General features: G+C 69.1%; 14 protein-coding genes and 2 riboswitches. Of the genes, 7 read left to right on the top strand and 7 right to left on the bottom strand.

The window, feature by feature from the left end:
- Positions 1-140: riboswitch (cobalamin riboswitch) on the bottom strand.
- Positions 141-238: 98 nt separating this feature from the next.
- Positions 239-3,163 carry a helix-turn-helix transcriptional regulator gene (locus E0H75_RS44640; protein WP_131514379.1) on the top strand — a complete coding sequence of 975 codons (2,925 nt, stop codon included), beginning with the start codon at positions 239-241 and terminating at the stop codon, positions 3,161-3,163.
- Positions 3,164-3,239: 76 nt separating this feature from the next.
- Positions 3,240-6,191: a helix-turn-helix transcriptional regulator gene (locus E0H75_RS44645; protein ID WP_131514380.1), complete on the top strand. Its 2,952-nt coding sequence runs from the start codon at positions 3,240-3,242 to the stop codon at positions 6,189-6,191.
- On the opposite strand, the gene E0H75_RS16230 is transcribed toward E0H75_RS44645, so the two are convergent.
- Entirely contained in the window at positions 6,185-6,454 is a 270-nt protein-coding gene (locus tag E0H75_RS16230; RefSeq protein ID WP_131514381.1) for a hypothetical protein, read from the bottom strand. The genes E0H75_RS44645 and E0H75_RS16230 overlap by 7 nt on opposite strands.
- Positions 6,455-6,593: 139 nt before the next feature.
- On the opposite strand from E0H75_RS16230, the gene E0H75_RS16235 reads away from it, so the two are divergent.
- The gene (locus E0H75_RS16235) at positions 6,594-6,929 is read left to right on the top strand and encodes a 3-keto-5-aminohexanoate cleavage protein (RefSeq protein ID WP_165553787.1); all 336 of its coding nucleotides are present in this window, start codon (positions 6,594-6,596) and stop codon (positions 6,927-6,929) included.
- Here the strand turns inward: E0H75_RS16235 and surE are convergent.
- The 3 genes from surE to E0H75_RS16250 all read right to left on the bottom strand — a co-directional run bounded on the left by surE (position 6,926) and on the right by E0H75_RS16250 (position 12,658).
- Complete coding sequence (gene surE, locus E0H75_RS16240; protein ID WP_131514383.1) at positions 6,926-7,690, bottom strand: 5'/3'-nucleotidase SurE; 765 nt, start codon at positions 7,688-7,690, stop codon at positions 6,926-6,928. The genes E0H75_RS16235 and surE overlap by 4 nt on opposite strands.
- 22 nt (positions 7,691-7,712) lie before the next feature.
- The gene (cobN, locus tag E0H75_RS16245) at positions 7,713-11,423 is read right to left on the bottom strand and encodes a cobaltochelatase subunit CobN (protein ID WP_131514384.1); all 3,711 of its coding nucleotides are present in this window, start codon (positions 11,421-11,423) and stop codon (positions 7,713-7,715) included.
- A 36-nt stretch (positions 11,424-11,459) separates the two neighbouring features.
- Positions 11,460-11,621: riboswitch (cobalamin riboswitch) on the bottom strand.
- 68 nt (positions 11,622-11,689) lie between these two features.
- Positions 11,690-12,658, bottom strand: coding sequence for a DUF3500 domain-containing protein (locus E0H75_RS16250; protein WP_131514385.1), 969 nt, complete (start codon positions 12,656-12,658; stop codon positions 11,690-11,692).
- A gap of 138 nt (positions 12,659-12,796) precedes the next feature.
- On the opposite strand from E0H75_RS16250, the gene E0H75_RS16255 reads away from it, so the two are divergent.
- Entirely contained in the window at positions 12,797-13,135 is a 339-nt protein-coding gene (locus E0H75_RS16255; RefSeq protein WP_131514386.1) for a hypothetical protein, read from the top strand.
- A 39-nt stretch (positions 13,136-13,174) separates the two neighbouring features.
- Here the strand turns inward: E0H75_RS16255 and E0H75_RS16260 are convergent, their stop codons facing one another.
- Positions 13,175-13,837: a histidine phosphatase family protein gene (locus tag E0H75_RS16260; protein WP_238163055.1), complete on the bottom strand. Its 663-nt coding sequence runs from the start codon at positions 13,835-13,837 to the stop codon at positions 13,175-13,177.
- A gap of 11 nt (positions 13,838-13,848) precedes the next feature.
- The gene (locus tag E0H75_RS16265) at positions 13,849-14,781 is read right to left on the bottom strand and encodes a cobalamin biosynthesis protein (RefSeq protein WP_238163056.1); all 933 of its coding nucleotides are present in this window, start codon (positions 14,779-14,781) and stop codon (positions 13,849-13,851) included.
- Between the two features lie 43 nt (positions 14,782-14,824).
- Here E0H75_RS16265 and E0H75_RS16270 point away from each other — a divergent pair, with 43 nt between their 5' ends.
- Genes E0H75_RS16270 through E0H75_RS16280 form a run of 3 tightly spaced genes read left to right on the top strand, consistent with a single transcriptional unit; the run spans position 14,825 to position 17,564 of the window.
- Positions 14,825-15,637, top strand: coding sequence for a serine hydrolase (locus E0H75_RS16270; protein WP_131514389.1), 813 nt, complete (start codon positions 14,825-14,827; stop codon positions 15,635-15,637).
- Positions 15,634-16,698 (top strand): mandelate racemase/muconate lactonizing enzyme family protein, encoded by a 1,065-nt coding sequence (locus tag E0H75_RS16275; RefSeq protein WP_131514390.1) that lies wholly within the window; start codon positions 15,634-15,636, stop codon positions 16,696-16,698. Before E0H75_RS16270 ends, E0H75_RS16275 begins: the two co-directional genes overlap by 4 nt.
- Positions 16,695-17,564 (top strand): C40 family peptidase, encoded by an 870-nt coding sequence (locus tag E0H75_RS16280; RefSeq protein ID WP_131514391.1) that lies wholly within the window; start codon positions 16,695-16,697, stop codon positions 17,562-17,564. The genes E0H75_RS16275 and E0H75_RS16280 overlap by 4 nt, the downstream gene beginning before the upstream one ends.
- A gap of 55 nt (positions 17,565-17,619) precedes the next feature.
- Here E0H75_RS16280 and E0H75_RS16285 read toward each other — a convergent pair whose 3' ends face one another.
- The gene (locus E0H75_RS16285; protein ID WP_131514392.1) at positions 17,620-18,753 is read right to left on the bottom strand and encodes a TerC family protein; all 1,134 of its coding nucleotides are present in this window, start codon (positions 18,751-18,753) and stop codon (positions 17,620-17,622) included.
- Positions 18,754-18,993: the final 240 nt, after the last annotated feature.

The following is an 18,993-nucleotide window of genomic DNA, read 5'->3' on the forward strand; positions in this document are numbered from 1 at the left end:
GCGGCCCGGCGGACGGACGCGGATGTCCTGGCTTCCGGGCCGTCGTCGTGTACGTGACCCGGTCACAGTGGCGGGACCGCCCCGGACTCCCGGCCGAAGCCAGTCACCGGTGTTCCTCCACAACCGTCGGCCCGATCATGGCACACCTCACCCCATCCCTCAGCGACCAGGTTCACACCCGCATCCCGCGGCGGCTCTGGGCTGTCGTCGGGGCCGTAGCGGGTGTTCACTGGATGAGATGGGGGTTTTTCGGGGGGATCGTCGGCTGGCTGGGCGGGTTGCCGAGCGGCAACTGCTCGGCGATACCGTGCGCGGTGCTGCGGCCGGAGTCCCGCAGGCGGTTGTCATTCACGGCGAAGCCGGGATCGGGAAGACTCGACTGGCTCGAGAGGTCTGCCGGGATCCGGGGCTGACGGTGCTCTGGGGATCGTGCGTGCACTTCGGCGCGGCGTCGGTTCCGTTCGCGCCGATCACGGGGGTGCTGCAGCACTGGCTGACTCGGGCAGGTCCGGAGGAGAAGGCCGAGGTCCTCGACGGGATCGAAGGTCTCTCGGCGTTGGTGCCCCCGCTCGGAGGCGGCACTGTCGACACGACCAGGCTGCCGGTAGTGGTCGACCTCGTGCTGAACCGGATTGCGGTACGGCGCCCGACAGTCGTGGTCGTGGATGATCTGCACTGGGCCGATGTCGCATCACTCGATGTGCTGTCGTACCTGATCGCGGGGTTCCGCGACCAGCCGCTGCTACTGATCGCAACCTGCCGGACCGAAGAGCGGCCCGAGGGACATCCGCTGCACGGCTGGCTGGCGGACATGCGGCGGATGCCGATGTTCAGCGAGCTTCGACTGGAGCCACTTGACCTGGATGCGGCCGACAGCCAGATCGAAGGGCTGCTCGGGACAACTCTGGACATCGAGCTCGTCAGCGAGGTTCTGGCCAGATCGGACGGCAACCCGTACCTGATCGAGCTGATGGTCCGCGGCCTGTACGGCTCCGAGCACAGCCTGCCCACGACCGTCCCCGCAGAACTTCGCGAAGCACTGCTTGCCGCTTGGCACAGCTTGTCCGATCAGGCCCGGTCGATCACCAGGATGCTCGCCGTCGGCGGCCGCCCGACGTCATACGCCGTACTGACCGAGGTCGCGGCCGGCCATGGGCTCGAGGCGAGCCGGATCGGCCCGTGCCTGTTGGAGGCGCAGGACCGCGGGGTGGTGCAGACCCCGGGCGGCGGAATCTGGTGGTTCCGCCATCCACTGCTCGCCGAGGTCCTGTACGACGACCTGTCCCCCGACCAGGCCGCACAGCTCCATGCCGACTACATCCGCGTGCTCGAACCACGGCCCACCGAGGTGACGGCCGCCGACCTGGCGGTCCACAACGAACGAGCCGGAAACGTCGACGCGACCTTCCGCTGGTCCCTCGTGGCAGCCGACCAGGCGGAACGGCTGCGGGCGCCGGTCGAGGAGGCGATGCAACTCCGCCGTGCGTGCGCTCTCTGGGAGACGGTGTCACCGACCACTCGCGGAGGGCAGGACGAGCGGATCAGCCTGCTGAGACGCACCAGCACCGCCTGCCTACGAGCGGCTTGGCCGGAGGCAGCGGTCGCACTCCTCACGGATGCGTTGGCGCTCGTCGACAAACAGCAGGAACGCTTACTGGCCTGCGATCTGCTCGTCAACCTGTCGGATGCCGACTGGCAGTCGACGTCACCCGGTGAGCCCAATCTCGACCTGCTCGAAGAAGCGATCGCGCTGACCACGGAAGCTCCCAACTCCGCGGAGCGCTCGATCGCGTTCGCCCATCTGACCGAGCTCGAGGCCATGTACGGCATGCCGGACGCCCCAGCCCATGCGGCCGAAGCCGTCCGGATCGCGCGCAGCTCCGGATCAACCCGTTCCTTCGCACGAGCTCTCAGCGCCCGCGCAGCCGCGCCGGGTCACCGCGGGCCACAGGCAGCGCTCGCCGACGCGGAGCTGTCGGTGAAGCTGGCGATGTCGTGCGATGACATCGACACCGCCACGGACGCGGCCCTCTGGCGGGCCTTTGCCCTGCAGAAGGCGGGCCGACGAGCCGATTTCGCCGAGGGCAACTGCTCCGCCTACTACGAGGCCGTCGCCGGTGGGATCGGCAGTTGGGCCTACTTCTTCGCGTACCTGGCCGCGGCTGAGCTGATCGAGCTCGGCCGCTGGCAGGAGTGCCGGACCTTGCTGCGATCAGCGCTGGCAGCCCGCTGCACAGGGATCCCGGGAGGCGGCGTCAGGTTGGCCGCGAGTCTGCTGGCGGTGCGGTCGGGACGGATCGGGGAGGCTCGGCAGCATTTCGAGCGCGCACTGGAGCTGGTTTCCGCGGACTTCAAACGACTCCACGCGTTCATGACGGTGACCGGTGTCGAGCTGATGATCGCCGAAGGCAGAGTGGCGGACGCCGTGAGCTGGGCACGCCCGCGGCTGCTGGAGCCCGGCTATCCCGAGCCGGACTACGACGATGCACTTCCTGCCTTCGCCCGCGCGGTGGCTGATGCTGCCCTGGACGGCGGCGTACGCGGACTCGCGGCGTCGGAGCCGATCGATCGTGTGCTCGCAGAATGGCCGTGGGAGCCGTTCGCCGACGCCCGCAGCGGCCGGGAAGTCCAGGCGATGCAACGAGCCCTCGTCGCGGCCGAACTCGCCCGCTGCCGGAATGCTCCGGATCAGCCCGAGCGCTGGCGCGAGGTCGTGGACACCGCTGGTACGGCGGGAAGTCGCTGGTACCAGGCGATGGCGCAGTGGCGCCGCGCCGAGGCGGGCCTGACGAGTGGCTGGATCCCTTCGAAGGCACGCGATCTGCTCCGCACGGCCCACGAGTCCGCAGTCCAACTCGGCGCAAAGCCCTTACGAACCGAGATCGAATCCCTGGCCCGACGAGCAAAGGTCGACCTCAGTACGCCGGCCCCGGTCGACACCAAGCCACCTGTCGACGACCCGCGCCTGTCCACCCTCACCGACCGGGAGCGGGAAGTGCTGGCCTTTCTGGTGGCGGGCCGCTCGAACAGCGAGATCGCCAGAGACCTTTTCATCAGCGACAAGACCGTCAGCGTCCACGTCTCGAACATCCTCCGCAAGACCCGCACCACCAGCCGGGTAGCAGCCGCCGCACTGGCTGAACGGCGGATCCCGGATCGGTGAGGCCGGACCCGATCGCGCCGCCACTCGCACACCAGGGCCTGTCGGTGGGGCCGTGATGGGTGTTCACTGAGGTGACATGGGGGGTCTTCGGGCCGATCATCGGTTTGCGGGACGGGCCGTCGAACAGGAACTGCTCGGCGACGTGCTGCGCGATGCCGTCGGCGGGATCCCGCGAGCGATCGTGATCCACGGTGAAGCGGGCATCGGGAAGAGCCGCTTGGCGCGTGAGATGTGCCGGGATCCGCGCCTGACTGTCCTCTGGGGATCGTGTGTGCATTTCGGTGGCGCGTCGGTTCCGTTCGCCCCGATCAGTGGCGCGCTACAGGACTGGCTCAGCCAGGCCGACGCGGACGAGCGGGAGCGGGTCCTCGCCGCCACCGACGGACTGACCGCCTTGCTTCCCTCGATCGGCACGAGCGGCAGCGGCGGCGCTGCCGACGGCATCGACTCGACACGGCTGCCGATGCTGGTCGATCTCGTGCTGAACCGGATCGCAGACCAGCGCCCGACGGTGGTCGTCATCGACGACCTGCAGTGGGCCGACGTCGCCTCGCTGGACGTGCTGTCCTACTTGATCGCCGGATTCCGGGTCCAGCGGCTGGTCCTGATCGCCACCTGCAGGACGGAGGAACGCGGCGAGGGGCATCCACTCCACTCCTGGCTGGCCGACATGCGCCGGATGCCGTTCTTCGGCGAGATTTCCTTGCAACCACTGGACCTGGACGCCACCAGCAGCCAGATCGAAGGACTGCTCGGCCACCCGCCCGACATCGAACTCGCCAGCGAAGTCCTGGCCAGGTCGGACGGCAACCCGTACCTCGTCGAGCTGATGGTCCGCGGTCTGTCCGGCTCCGAGCGCAGTCTGTCGCCAACAGTCCCGGCCGCACTCGGGGAAGCCTTGCTCGCCACCTGGCACGGCCTCTCCGAACAAGCCCGGCTGCTCACCAGAATTCTCGCCGTCGGCGGTCGCCCGACGTCAGCCGCGGTACTGACCGAGGTCGCGTCCGGCCGTGGGCTCGAGGCGAATCAGATCACCCCGAGCCTGTCCGAGGCGCAGGACCGCGGCGTCGTGCGCAGCGAAGGCCGCGACTGGTGGTTCCGCCATCCGCTGCTGGCCGAAGTCCTGTACGACGGCCTGTCCCCCGACCAAGCGATCGAGCTGCATTCCGACTACGTCCTGGTACTCGAGTCGCGGCCCACCGAGTTGACAGCCGCCGACCTGGCGGTCCACAACGAACGAGCCGGAAATACCGATGCGACCTTCCGCTGGTCGCTGGTGGCGGCCGACCAGGCAGCACTGCTGCGCGCCCCGTCCGAAGAAGCGATCCAACTCCGCCGAGCATGTGCCCTCTGGGAGTCGGCATCACCGGCGGTCCGAGGCGAGCGTGACGACAGGATCCGCCTGTTGCGGCGGACGAGCACGATCTGTCTCCGGGCAAGCCTGGCCGACGCGGCCGTCCCGCTCCTGACGCAGGCATTGAGCCTGGTGGACAAAGCGCGCGAGCCGTTGCTGGCGTGCGATCTCCTGGTCGCGCGATGCGACGCTCGCTGGAACTCGACCGCGCCCGGGATGCCGGACCTGGCCGACCTTCGGGAAGCGATCGAGTTGACGACAGACTTCCCCGCGAGCGCGGAGCGCGCAGCCGCGTTCGCCGAGCTGTCCGAGGACGAGACACTGCACGGCCTGCCGGACGACGTGCTCCACGCAGAGGAAGCGGTCCGGATCGCGCGCAGGTCAGGCTCGGCACAAGCCCTCGGGCGCGCCTTGGGCGCACTTGCGGCCGTGTCCGACAGTCGCGCGCCGCTCAAGTCGCTCGCCGACGCGGAGCTTGCGGAGCAGCTGGCCAGGTCCTGCGGAGATGTCGACACCGCCACCGGCGCCGCCATCTTCCGTTTCAACTCCCTCCACACACTCGGCCGGAGATCCGACGCAGCCGAGGTCACCCGCGCTGCGTATTTCGACGCAGTTTCCGCCGGCGCCGGCGTCTGGGCGTATTTCCTCGCCCACGAGGCCACCAGCGAGCTGATCGACCTCGGTCGCTGGGACGAGTGCCGTGCGTTGTTGCGGTCCGCGTTGGCGGCTCGCGCGGCCGACATCCCTGGAGCAGGTGTCAGGCTGGCCGCAAGCCTGCTCGCCGTGAGGTCGGGCCGGACCGAGGAGGCCAGGCTGCATTTCGATCGGGCGTTGGAGCTGATCTCCGACGACTTCAATCCGCTCCGCCCGTACATCACCCGCGTCGGCATCGAGCTGATGACCGCGGAAGGCGAGGTCGCAGACTCCGTGGCCTGGGCACGCCCACGTCTGACCGCGATGGATCAGGTGCCCGATGCGTGGGATGACGAGGTACTTCCTGGCTTTGCCCAGGCGGTGGCCGACACAGCCTGCGCCGCCCGGGACCGCGGTGATGTCGCCGCCGTTGCCGCGGCCGCGGACGTGCTCGACAGCGTCATCGACGGATGGCCGCGGGCGCCCTTCGCCGATGCCATGGGTGGCGTGGATGTCCAAGCGATGAATCAGGCACTCCTCGCGGCCGAGATCGGCCGCTGCCGGAACACCCCGGATCAGCCTGAGCTTTGGCACCGCGCGGCAGACGCGTGCGGTATTGCCGGAAGTCGCTGGGATCAAGCGGTCGCGCAGTGGCGGTGCGCCGAGGCTGAGCTCACCAATGGACCGACCTCGGCGCAGGCACGCGGCCTGCTGCGGCGGGCTCATGAGTGCGCGGTCGAGTTGGGCGCCGAGCCCTTGCGCCGAGCGGTCGAGTCGCTGGCGCGGCGGGCGAAGGTCGACCTGAGCCCAGTCGAGGTCGTGCCGCCCGTTGACGACCCACGGCTGGCGGCTCTGACCGGGCGGGAGCGGGAAGTGCTGGCCTTCCTCGTGGCCGGGCGGTCGAACGGCGAGATCGCCAAGGACCTCTTCATCAGCGACAAAACAGTCAGTGTCCATGTCTCGAACATTCTGCGGAAGACCGGGACGACGAGCCGGGTGGCGGCCGCCGCTCTGGCTGAGCGGCGGCTGCCTGATCAGTGAACGTGGGCTGGATGGCGACGTCGGTACGCCCAGAGGGCGGCCAGGGCGATGCCGGCCCCACCGATGGCGCTTGCGCCGGCCTGCAGACCTTCGGCGACGTTGTCGTCGACCTCGATCGTCGGGCCCGGATCGTGGACGACCACGACAGGCTGCCGGTAGTCGCCTTCGGGATAGATCTCGCGCGCCGACGCCTGGGACGCGACCGCCAGCGTGATGCCGACGGTGAGCACAGGTACGGCGACGAGGGTACGGATGTACTTCATGGGTTCCTCCTCACGGCGCGGATCGCCGTCTGCATTCACCCTGCGTCCGGGCCCGGAGTCGCCATATCGGGCAGTCCACCTCAGATCCGCCGCATACCCCCTTAGGTAGCTTGGGGACGGTGCGGAGCGGATCGCGGAGTTGTTGATCGCGCGCGACATCGGGGTCGAGGCTGGGTTGTTCACGCCGGCGGCCGCTGACAAGTACCTCGCCTGGGGTGGTCCGGTGGTGCGCGTGGTGGTCGAGGCGATCCCGTGGGTGTCGCCGGAAGCGGATGGCGTGGCAGCGGCTCAGGCGGTGCTCGCCGAGCTACCGACGCGTGACGTGCTTGTACATGGCGAAGGCGAGTGGGCCTGGCCCGTACTGCGCTGGGCCTCGGCGCAGGGTTACGACGTACGGGGCGGGTTGGAGGACATGCTGACGGGGCATGAAGGACAGCCCGTCCAATCGAACGCGGACCTACTGGGCTACCGCTAGGACAGGCGCTTCGCGAGTGCCGTGGCGGCCGCGTCGTCCTTGACCTCGCGGATGCCGACGATCGGGGTGACGGTGACGTACCCGGCCTTCAGGAGAGCTTCGTCGGAGTCGGGCACCGCGTTGGGCAGCGGTGGTTCGAGCTCGATCATCGGCTCACCCGTGGGAGCGGTTGTGCCGACGACACGCGAACGTTTGATCGGCGCCAGCGAAGCGTGCCGGACACCGCTGAGCTGGTCGAGCGGACGGTCTGGGACGTTGATGGTCAGAACAGTCCCGGCCGGTTCCGGCACGATCCACGTCAGCGCCTCGGCAGCCACCGCAGCCGCCGTCGGCCAGTGGTCCGGATCATCGGAGTCGATGCTGATCGCAACCGCCGACAACCCCTGCCCCGCCGCGGTCAGAGCCGCCGCAACAGTGCCGGAGTGGAAGATCGGTACGCCGATGTTGTGGCCGCGGTTGATCCCCGACAACATCACGTCCGGAGCCCGCCCGAACGCCCCGACGGACGCCAGCGTCACCGCGAGAGCCGGCGTACCGTCGACGCCGATGTAGGTGACGCCGTTCTCCTCCAACGTCGCCGTCCGGATCGGCCGCCCGACCATCCCGGCACGCGCCGACCCGACGCCGCTCTCGTCATACAGCGGTGCCAGCACAAGCACCTCATGCCCGAGCCCGGCGATCACGGGTGCGAGCGCCCGGATCCCCGGAGCCTGGTAACCGTCGTCGTTGGTGATCAGGACTCTCAACCGTGGAGGCGCCATACCCCCACCCAATCACAGGACCTCAGCTGCGGTCCTCGATATCGCCTTCTGTCTCGAGTACTGCGCTGCGGAGCGTGTCCAGCGCTTCCGGTGACGGCTCGGACCATAATCCGCGTTGAGCTGCTTCGAGGAGGCGTTCGGCGATGCCGTGGCGGGCCCAGGGGTTGGACTTGCGGAAGAACTCGGCCATCTCGGGGTTGGCGACGTACTCGGTGGTGAGGGTCTCGTACATCCAGTCGTCCACCACGCCGGCGGTCGCGTCGTACCCGAAGAGGTAGTCCACCGTCGCGGCCATCTCGAAGGCGCCCTTGTAGCCGTGCCGCCGCATCGCCGCCATCCAGCGCGGGTTCACCACCCGGGCCCGGAAGACACGCTTGGTCTCCTCCTCGAGGGTCCGCGTCTTCACCTGCGCCGGTACGGCGGAGTCCCCGACGTACGCCTTGGGGTTGGATCCGGTCAGGTGACGGACCATCGCGATCATGCCGCCGTGGTACTGGAAGTAGTCGTCGGAGTCCATGATGTCGTGCTCGCGGGTGTCCGCGTTCTTCGCGGCGACCTGGATCCGGGCGTACGCGCGTTCCATCGAGCCACGGGCCTCGGCGCCGTCCAGATCCTTGCCGTACGCGTACCCGCCCCAGACCGCGTACACCTCGGCGAGTTCGGCGTCGGTCCGCCAGTTCCGCGCGTCCACGAGCGGCAGCAGGCCGGCGCCGTACGAGCCGGGCTTGGAGCCGAACACTCGAGCGGTCGACGCCCGTACGTCGTTGCCGGCCGCAACATCGGCGTCGACATGCGCACGGAGGTAGTTGTCCGAAGCCCCTTCCTCCAGTGCAGCGACTGTGCGCACCGCCTCGTCCAGCAGCGCGACCACGTGCGGGAGCGCGTCCCGGAAGAACCCGGAGATCCGGATCGTCACGTCGACGCGCGGCCGGCCCAGCTCGTCCAGACCGACCACCTCGAAGCCGGTGACCCGACGGGAGGCCTCGTCCCAGACCGGACGGCAGCCGAGCAGCCACAACACCTCGGCGAGATCGTCGCCCTGGGTGCGCATGGCCGACGTACCCCAGATCGTCAGACCGACCGACCGCGGCCACTCTCCCGTCTCGGCCTTGTGCCGGGCCAGCAGCGACTCGGCCAGCGCGACTCCGACGTCCCAGGCGTTACTGCTCGGGATCGCCTTCGGGTCGACGGCATAAAAGTTGCGGCCAGTCGGCAGCACGTTGACCAGACCGCGGGTCGGCGAACCGGACGGACCGGCCTCGACGAAGCGGCCGTCCAGGGCACGCAGTACGTTCGTCAGCTCGTCACCGGTTCGCGCGAGCCGCGGCACGACCTCAGACGCCGCAAAGCTCAGCGAAGCCTCGACCTGCGCCGACGACCTCCCGAGGACCTCGATCACGACGACCGGGACCTTGCCGGCGTCCCAGCTCAGCGTCTCCATCCCGACGACAAGCTTGCGCGCGACGGCTTCCAGCAGGTCGACACCGTCGGCGCCACTCACCGCGGGCAGGTCTGCGAGCGTGGCCAGCTCGGCCAGCTCCGGCACGGCCCGGCCGGGGTCGGCGAGCATCGCTGCCTCGTCGACTCCGAAGGTCTCCCCCAGCGCCGTACGCAGACCGGGAATCGAGTACGACCCGCCCCAGAGCTGCCGCGCACGCAGTACGGCGAGCACCAGATTGACCCGTGCTTCACCAGTCGGCGCACCACCGAGAATGTGCAGACCGTCGCGGATCTGAACGTCCTTGATCTCGCACAGATAGCCATCCAGGTGGAGCACGAACTCGTCGAAGTCGTCGTCCTCGGGCCGCTCGGACGTGTGCAGGTCGTGATGCAGCTGAGCCGCCTGGATCAGAGTCCAGATCTGCGCCCGCAGCGTCGGTACCTTGTCCGGGTCCAGAGCTGACACGGTCGCGTACTCGTCGAGCAGATACTCCAGCTTCGCCATGTCGCCGTACGTCTCGGCCCGCGCCATCGGCGGCACCAGGTGGTCGACGACGGTTGCGTGCGCGCGCCGCTTCGCCTGTGTCCCCTCCCCGGGGTCGTTGACGATGAACGGGTAGACCATCGGCAGATTCCCGAGGACGGCGTCCGGCGCACAGTCGGCCGCCATCCCGATCCCCTTGCCTGGCAGCCATTCCAACGTCCCGTGCTTGCCCAGGTGGACTACCGCGTGCGCACCGAAGCCACCATCCGATGGCGCGGCCTCCAGCCAGCGGTACGCCGCCAGGTAGTGGTGCGACGGCGCCATGTCCGGGTCGTGGTAGATCGCGACTGGGTTCTCCCCGAACCCCCGCGGCGGCTGGATCATCAGTACGACGTTCCCGAAGCGCAACGCGGCCAGCGCGATCGCGGGCTCGTCACCGGATGTGTCGACGTACAGCTCGCCGGGTGCCTCGCCCCAGGCCTCGGTCATTGCCTCGCGCAACGACTCCGGGACGCGGCCGAACCACTGCTGGTAGACCGACCGCGGGATCTGCGCGACGGCGTTGGCCAGTTGCTCGTCCGTCAGCCAGTCGACGTCGTGACCACCGGCCGCGATCAGCCGGTGGATCAGCCCGTCTGCGCCATCCGCACCCTGCAGCTCACCGAGGTCGAGATCGCCCAGGTCGTACCCGGCCGCCTGCAGTTGCCCGAGCAGGACGACCGCCGACGCCGGAGTGTCCAGCCCGACCGCGTTCCCGATCCGCGCGTGCTTGGTCGGGTACGACGACAGCACCAACGCGAGTCGCTTGTCGCGGTTCGGTACGTGGCGGAGCCGTGCATGCGCAACCGCGATGCCGGCCAGCCGCGCGCACCGCTCCGGATCCGGCGCGTACCGGGCCAGACCATCGGCGTCGTACGCCTTGAATGAGAAGGGGATCGTGATCAGTCGCCCGTCGAACTCGGGGATCGCCACCTGCGTCGCGGCGTCCATCGGGCTGATCGCGGCGTCACTGGCCAGCCACTGCTCGCGGGTCGAGGTCAGCGCGAGGCCCTGGATCAGCGGGATGTCGAGCGACGCGAGCGCACCGGCGTCCCAGGCATCGTCCGAGCCGCCCGCGCTCGCGTCGGCCGCGACGGATCCGCCGGCGGCGAGCAGGGTCGTGACCAGTACGTCGCACTTCCGCAGCAGGTCGAAGAGCTCTGCGTTCTCAGAGCTGGTCGGATCGAGTCCGCGGAGCGTCCCGCAGTACACAGGTAGCGGCTGCGCGCCGGCGGCCTCGACCGCACCGGCCAGCGCGTCGACGAAGGCCGTGTTCCCGGAGATCTCGTGCGCGCGGTAGTAGACGATCCCAACCACCGGTCGCTCATCCTCGACGAACATCCCACGGACGCCGTACGCCGCGAGCGCGCGGGGCGGATCGAACTCGTCACCGGTCAGCAGCAGCGTGTCGCTCAGGAAGCCGGCCAGGTTGCGCAGGTTCTCGGAGCCGCCTTCGCGCAGGTAGGCCAGTGCCTCGGTGACCGCACCCGCGGGCACGGTCGACAGCGACATCAGCTCGGCGTCGGGCGCGGCCTCACCGCTGACCACGACGGCCGGCTTGCCGGAGGCGAGCACCGCGTCGAGGCCCTCCTCCCAGGCTCGGCGGCCGCCGAGCAGCCGCACCACGACGATCTCGGCGGCCTCCAGCAGCGGAGTCAGGTCCGCGAGGTCGAGCCGGGCGGGGTTCGCGACGTTCCAGCCGGCGTCCGCCTCCGCGGCGGCGAGCAGATCGGTGTCGGCGGTGGAGAGCAGCAGGAGGTTCGCGGGCATGCGCGACCGGTCCTTCCTCGGGGTGTCCACGCCCCGTCCGGAGGTGCGACGGCGGCAGTTCCTGACTCCCCCACGCCCGACTGCGGCGCTGGGTCACAGTGGCGGGACCGTCCCGGACTCACACCGGGTTCCTACCCATGCCATCGCTTGACGCCGAGACTCTATCCGACTGTGCGAACCGCCAGGCCATCACAATCGGCGCGGTCGCGCGCTAGTGAGCGAGGCGACATCACCGCGACGGCAGTTGTGATGGTCTGGAGGTCCGCTCAGCGGTGCATGGCGTAGTGGGCCGCGAGAAGGTCGGTGCCCCAGTCGTTGCGGACGTCTCGCCAGACCGAGTGGATGTGGTTCGCGTCGTCCTGGGTATTGTCGTACTCGGCCAGGAACGTCGGGCCGGCGATCGAGTAGTAATGGCGGTGGCCGACGCCCGGTTCGGTCTCGCCGGCCCAGGCGAAGCTGAGGCGCTCGATGCCCTGGTCGGTGATGTCCTGCCAGGTCTGCAACCCGATCGGTCCCGCGGCCCGGCCGACGTACTGGCCGATGAGGAGGCTGAACAACTGCCGTTGGTCCGCGGTCATGTCGCCGTACGCGAGGCCCTGGTGGAGAAGCTTGGCGTCGGCGACCGGGTCGTGCCGGGTCAGGATGTCGTCGGGGGCCTCGGGCGAGACGATGGCGACCTCGCGCTGGGCCGGCTCGAGGGCGTGCAGGAGCTGGAAGCCCAGGTCCTGCTCCGCGGCGAGGAAGCGCCGCCCCGCCTGTGGACCGGAACGCACCTCGGCTGGGTTCGATCCGAGGAACTGCGGGGTGAACGAGATCGCGCCGTCCACAAGCGTCACGTGCAAAGCCAGGTGGTGACCGTTCAGCCGCCAAGCCCACGGCTCCGTCCCGGCGGGATCACCCAGTACGCGGAGGTAGTACCGGTCGGCGACGACGGATCCCTCCCACTCCCCCGTCGGCGGGAGCTCCGGGATCCCGCGCACGATGATCTCCGCCTCCCACACCGCCCAGACGTCGGCCACACCGCGCTCACTGCACCCGATCGCGACCAGCCGCTCCACCAACTGCTGCTGGGCCGGAGTCAGCTCCGTCAGCGGAAGGCCCGGTACGGCGCCCGGCAGGTACGTCCACTGCTTGTGGTCCGGGGAGTCGAACGCCGCCTTGACCTTGTCGAGCTGCGTCGGCGAGAGGCTCGCCAGCAGATCGAGGACAGCTTGCTTGGTCTGCTCTACAACCATGCCGATCGCTCCCGTTCCGTCGCCCAGAGTTGGCCCGCCAAGCCTACGACGACCACCTCAGCACGGTTGCGACACGGGAGAACGTCGCGGTGGTCGCTGTCACGCCGGCGCGGACCTGTGCCGTCGTACGCTGCAGGAGTGTCTGGACGGCCACGATCGCGGACCGAGCACGGACGGACGACTTCGACTCGGTCCCCGTGGGTCGATGTCCTCCGTCGGCCCGCCACGCTGCTGGTGGTCTACCTGGTCTTCCTGTTCATTCTGTATCTCGTCACCGCGGACCCGTACAAGGCCGTCACGCTCCCGTTCGCGGCCGTCATCGGCTCGCTGGGCTTCGCAGTTCTGCGGTGGACGTGGACCAGGCGCATCCGGCCCTTCACCATCGGCATCGCACTCCGGACGATCCTGCTGACGCTGCCCGCGCTGGCGGCGATCCTGCTCGCGGCGTTGTTCGTTCTCGCCGCAGTCCGAGCCTGAGGCCGCAGTCCGCGCGTGAAGCTGTCTCCGGCCGCCGCGCTACAGCCAGGCCGATCGCTCCCGTTCCGTCGGTTCGTAGGTTGTTGTCCACTGCTCGAACGGCCGGTCCAGCTTGTACCGGAAATCCGGCTGCCGCAGCAGGACACGGGTTTCCGCGTTGTCCGGGTTCCGCAGCGTCTCGAAGAACTTGACCGACCAGTGGAACCAGCGCATGCAGAACAGCCGCATCGTCAGCCCATGCGACACCAGCAGCACGTTCTGCGGCGCGTCCGGCGCCTCGAAGTCGCGGTGCATCGTCTCCAGGAACGTCGACACGCGGTCGTACACGTCCGACCCCGACTCGCCGTGGGTGAACCGGTAGAAGAAGTGCCCGAACCGATCCCGGAGTACCTCCTGCCGCTCGATATCCGCGGTGTCCTGGTAGTTGGCCCAGTCCTGCTCCCGCAGCCGCGGCTCTTCCCGGGGCTCACCGATCAGGTCGTCCAGCCCGAGTGAGTCCAGCGTTTGCCAGGCCCGCACGTACGGCGAGACGTACACACGGGCCGGCTCGTTCTCGAACACCTCCCGCAGGTACTTGCCCGCCTTGGCCGACTGCTCGTGCCCGTGCGGCGTGAGCGGGATCGCGTGGTCGGGTACCCGCTCGAAGATCGACTTGTCCAGGTTCGCCTCGGACTCGCCGTGCCGGATCAGTGCGATCCGCATCGGGCGGTGACTCAACCCCATCGTGTTCCCTTCCGGCCTGCGACGGCCAGGATCGCGGCGACCCCAGCGGCGACCACATCGACGCGTCTGGCCAGCGCAGCAGTGCGGCGTACGTCCGCTACCGCCGGTGTGGGTCCGTCACCCAGTGTGCCTCGGTCCTCCTGATACGACCCGTAACTGTTCATGCCTCCGAGCGTCAGCTCGAGTGCACCGGCGAACGCGGCCTCGACCGGCCCGGCGTTCGGGCTCGGGTGCTTCGACGCATCCCGCTGCCAGACCGCGATCGCCTCTCGTGGCCGGCCCGCCGCGAGTCCGGTGAGCAAAGCGCACACGCGCGCGGGCAGCAGGTTGAGTACGTCGTCCAGCCGCGCGGACGCCCAGCCGAAGTTCAGGTACTTCGCGGACTTGTAGCCGACCATCGCGTCCAGGGTGTTGGCGGCGCGGTAGGCGAGCAGCCCCGGTACGCCGAGCACCCCGCCCCAGAGCAGTGGTGCGACGCACGCGTCGGAGGTGTTCTCGGCGACCGACTCCACGGTCGCGCGGGCGAGCTCGTCGGCTTCCAGGCTGGTCGCGTCCCGAGCACACAGATGGTTCAGCCGGTCGCGGGCCGCCGGGATGTCCTTCTCCTCGAGCAGCCCGGCCATCACCTCGGCCTCGCGGTCCAGGCTGCGGGCGCCGAGCGCGGTCCAGGTCGCGGCCGCGGTGACGAGCGTATGGACGATCGGACGATTCCGGGTCAGCCGCTCGACCACGACTCCGGCGGCTGCCGTCGTACCGACCAAGGCGACCGTGTACGCCGTACCGGCCGCGCGGGAGTCGGCGTACCAGCGGGACTCCAGCCGGGACGCCGCCTGCCCGAACCCGGCCACCGGGTGGAAGCGGCGAGGATCACCGAGAACACGGTCGGCCGCGAAGCCGAGGAGGAGACCCAATGCCCTGGACACCCTTGGCAGTCTGCCAGGGGCGTGGTGTGGTTGGGTGATCGGCATGGGAATCGCGGAACTGCTCCGGGACGTCGACGGGAGCGGCGCCTTCGGGGTTTGGCTGGGGCGACTGGACGGCGTACCGGTGTTCGAGCATCTGGCGGAGCGGACGCACTACTCCGCGAGCACGATGAAGCTCCCGGTGGCGATGGCGATGATGCGCAAGGTCGAGGCCGGTGAGCTGTCGCTCGACCAGCCGGTGACCGTGCACAACGACTTCGCGTCCGCGGCCGGCGGGCGGTTCGGGGTCGACCCGGCCGAGGACGAGGCGCCGGCGACCTGGACGAAGCTGGGTGAGCAGGTGCCGTTGGGTTGGCTGGCGACCGAGATGATCACCCGGTCCAGCAACCTCGCGACGGACCTCGTGCTGGAGCAGGTCGGGATCGACGCTGCTCACGCGGTGCTCGCTGAGTACGGGCCTGGGGACAGTGCGATCCGGCGCGGGATCGATGACGGGCCGGGCGTACGGGCCGGCATCAGCAACCTGATGAGCCCGGCGGGTCTGGCCGGCGTACTGGTTGCTGTCGGCAATCAGCAGGGCGCCTCGGGCAACTACCTGCGCGACCTGCTGGCCGGCAACCAGTGGAACGGCGAGATCCCGGCCCTGCTGCCGGCCGGGATCCGGGTCGAGCACAAGAACGGCTGGGACACCCGGATCCGGCACGACGGCGGCATCGTCCGCCCGCCGGACGCCGATCCGTTCGTGCTGGTCGTGTGTACGACGTCCGACCTGGCCGATGCGGACGCGCAGAAGCTGATCGCGAACATCGCGCTCGAGGCGTGGAACCACCGGCGCGACCTCGGAGGGGTCCGGTGAAGGTCAGCACGCATCTGGTTTCGGCGCCGCTGCACACGCCGTTCATCACGGCACTGCGGACGGCGACGCACGCGGACTCGCTGCTGGTCGAGGTGACCGACGGCGAGCTCAGCGGCTGGGGCGAGGCTCCGCAGGTGTGGAAAGTCACCGGCGATTCGCTCGCCGGGTCGCAGGCCTGCGTCGAGGGACCGATCACCGCCGCCCTGGACGGTCTCGGCCCGGACGACCTGACCGAGGCGTTGCGCCGCGTGCAGAACGCCGCGACCGGCAACTTCGGCGCGAAGGGTGCGGTCGACGTCGCGCTGCACGACCTGGCCGCGCGGCGTCGCGGGCAGACGCTGCACGGTTTCCTCGGCTCGACCGTCGACACCGTGCGCACCGACATGACGCTGTCCGTCGGCGACCCCGATGCGCTCGCGGCCGCTGCACAGGCCCGGCTCGCGGACGGTTTCGACGTACTGAAGGTCAAGGTCGGCACCGACGCCCGCGCGGACGTCGAGCGGGTCCGGTGCGTCCGCGAGGCGATCGGCCCGGAACCGACACTCCGGCTGGACGCCAACCAGGGCTGGTCCCGGCGCGACGCGGTCACCGCCATCCGGGCGATGGAGGACGCGGGCTGCGACCTCGAACTCGTCGAACAGCCGGTCGTTGCCGCCGACCTCGAAGGGATGGCGTGGGTGACCGACCGGGTCCGTACGCCGATCCTCGCCGACGAGTCCGTGTACGGCGTACGCGACCTGGTGAACGTGATCCGGCACGGCGCCGCGGACATGGTGAACGTGAAGCTGGCCAAATGCGGCGGGCTCGGACCGGCCCGGACCCTGCTGGAACTGGCCCGCGAGCACGGGATCCGGACGATCGTCGGCTCGATGATGGAGAGCCATGTCGGCGTCGGCGCGGCGGCCGCGCTCGTGTCGGCGTATCCCACCTCAGCGGTCAACGACCTCGACGCCGCCTGGTGGTTGAAGGAGGCGCCGGTGACCGGCGGGATCCGGTACGACGGCGCGCTGATCCACCTGCCTGCGGCTCCTGGCCTCGGCGTGACAGGCTTGACCGTATGAAGCTAGTTGCCGCCAAAGTCCCGGTCAGTACCGTCTGGACCGCGCCGGATGCGCCCCGCGACATCGATGCCGCGGCCGTCGCCGCCCAGCCCGATGTGGCCGCGTGGGCGAAGTCCATGGACACCGAAACCCGGCTCGGCCTGCACGGCCGGACCCTGACCCAACTGCTGTTCGCCGAGCCTGTCCTGGTCCGCTCAGAGCGGGACGGGTGGTCGGAGATCCTGGCGCCCTGGCAGCCGTCGTCCAACGACGAGCTCGGGTACCCGGGCTGGGTCCCGTCGAGCCATCTGGGCGAGCTGCCCGGCAGCGCGACCGCGCCCGTCGCGATCACGGTCCCGACCGCGACGCTGCTCGCCGAGCCGGGCGCGGGTGAGCCCCTGGGGGAGCTTTCGTTCGCGACCGTCCTGGCGTCGACCGAGCACGCCGACGGGTACACCCGGGTGGCGACCCCGGATGGCGGGTCAGGCTGGCTGGCGGACGACGTACTGCGGTCTGTCGAGCAGCCGTCCGCACCTGAGGATCGGCTGCGGTTGGGGGCGATGTTCCTTGGGCTCGAGTACCTGTGGGGCGGTACGTCGGCGTACGGGCTGGACTGCTCCGGCCTGACCCACACGGTCTGCCGGGTGCTGGGTCTGCGCATTCCTCGCGACGCGCACGACCAGGCCGCGATGCTGGAGAACATCCCGCTCGACGAGGCGCAGCCCGGCGACCTCTACTTCTTCGGGCGGCCCGGCAAGCAGATCCACCACGTCGGCTTCGCCTCCGCCTGCGGGATGATGCACGCGTCGGAGACCGGCAAACGCCTGGAAGACGCAACGCTGGCCGACGACCGCAGAGCCACGCTGGTCGCCGCCGCCAAGCTCTGACCTACGCGACGTCGCCCCGGACCAGGTCGGTCCGGGGCGACGTGTGTCCTTCAGGTCAGGATTTCTTGGCGTCCGACTCATGCGGCTCGGGCTCGCGGATCGAGTCGAGCTCGGCCTGGGTCTTCGGGTCGAGCTCGGCCGTCGTACCGTTCGGGCTGTCGACCGGGGTCGACTCGTCCAGCTCGCCACCCTCGGCCGGGGGGTCGGCCGGGTCCGCCGGCTTGGTGATGCGGGACTTCCGCAGGCTGGCGACCGTGGTGATGCCGAGGGTGATGATGATGAAGCCCAGCGAGAACCAGATCGGGATCTCCGGGGCCCACTCGATGTGGTGACCGCCGTTGACGAACGGCAACTCGTTCACGTGCATCGCGTGCAGGACCAGCTTCACACCGATGAACGCGAGCACCACCGACAGGCCGATGGACAGGTAGACCAGCCGCTTCAGCAGGTCACCGAGCAGGAAGTACAACTGCCGCAGGCCCATCAGCGCGAACACGTTCGCGGTGAAGACCAGGAACGGCTCCTGGGTCAGGCCGTAGATCGCCGGGATCGAGTCGAGCGCGAACAGCAGGTCGGTCGTACCGAGCGCGATGATGACGATCGCCATCGGAGTGACGAGCCGCTTGCCGTTCTTGACGATGGTGAGCTTGACGCCGTTGTACTCGTCGGTGGCGTTCAGGCGCTTCTTGGCGAACCGGATGACCGCGTTCTCCTTGAAGTCGTCGTCGTCGTTCTCACCCTGCCTGGCCAGGTGGATCGCGGTGTAGACCAGGAACGCTCCGAAGATGTAGAAGATCCAGGAGAACTGGTTGATCGCGGCCGCGCCGACCGCGATGAACACACCGCGGAAGACCAGCGCCAGGATGATGCCGATCAGCAGCGCGGTCTGCTGATACTTCCTCGGTACGCCGAACCTGGACATGATGATCAGGAAGATGAACAGGTTGTCGACGCTCAGGCTGTACTCGGTCAGCCAGCCGGCGAAGAACTCGCCCGCGTACTGCCCACCGGAGAACAACCAGACGCCCAGGCCGAACACCACCGCGAGACCCACGTAGAACGCGATCGCGGTCGCGGACTCCCGGGTACTCGGTTCGTGTGGACGACGGCCGATGATGAAGACGTCGAAAGCCAGCAGCGCGAGAAGCACGCCAACCGTGATGTACCAAACGTAGTCAGCAACGTGCACAGACACCTCCGGAGCTCAACTGAAACAGGACTCCGAAGGTCTCTTCCGCCCGACCCGCACTGCGAGCCTGGCCGGTGGCACCGGGCGCGGGGGCGAACCCCTGACCGTGATGACGATGCCGCCGCGAAGGAATACTCCCCTTCTCCACGTCTATTCTGACTGGTCGATGTCCAAGTCTCCAAATTCCCGGGCACCGTGTCCGGCTGTCGGAATGATCACAACCGGCCGAGGAATAGTTGC

Source organism: Kribbella capetownensis (assembly GCF_004331485.1).
GTDB lineage: Bacteria > Actinomycetota > Actinomycetes > Propionibacteriales > Kribbellaceae > Kribbella > Kribbella capetownensis.

What these genes read in the sequence shown, in the direction of transcription:
- cobN (WP_131514384.1), bottom strand. Translation starts at nt 11,423, where the DNA reads ATGCCCGCGAACCTCCTGCTGCTCTCCACCGCCGACACCGATCTGCTC.
- E0H75_RS44640 (WP_131514379.1), top strand. Translation starts at nt 239, where the DNA reads ATGGGGGTTTTTCGGGGGGATCGTCGGCTGGCTGGGCGGGTTGCCGAG.
- E0H75_RS16260 (WP_238163055.1), bottom strand. Translation starts at nt 13,837, where the DNA reads ATGCGGATCGCACTGATCCGGCACGGCGAGTCCGAGGCGAACCTGGAC.
- E0H75_RS16270 (WP_131514389.1), top strand. Translation starts at nt 14,825, where the DNA reads ATGGGAATCGCGGAACTGCTCCGGGACGTCGACGGGAGCGGCGCCTTC.
- E0H75_RS44645 (WP_131514380.1), top strand. Translation starts at nt 3,240, where the DNA reads ATGGGGGGTCTTCGGGCCGATCATCGGTTTGCGGGACGGGCCGTCGAA.
- surE (WP_131514383.1), bottom strand. Translation starts at nt 7,690, where the DNA reads ATGGCGCCTCCACGGTTGAGAGTCCTGATCACCAACGACGACGGTTAC.
- E0H75_RS16250 (WP_131514385.1), bottom strand. Translation starts at nt 12,658, where the DNA reads ATGGTTGTAGAGCAGACCAAGCAAGCTGTCCTCGATCTGCTGGCGAGC.
- E0H75_RS16280 (WP_131514391.1), top strand. Translation starts at nt 16,695, where the DNA reads ATGAAGCTAGTTGCCGCCAAAGTCCCGGTCAGTACCGTCTGGACCGCG.
- E0H75_RS16230 (WP_131514381.1), bottom strand. Translation starts at nt 6,454, where the DNA reads ATGAAGTACATCCGTACCCTCGTCGCCGTACCTGTGCTCACCGTCGGC.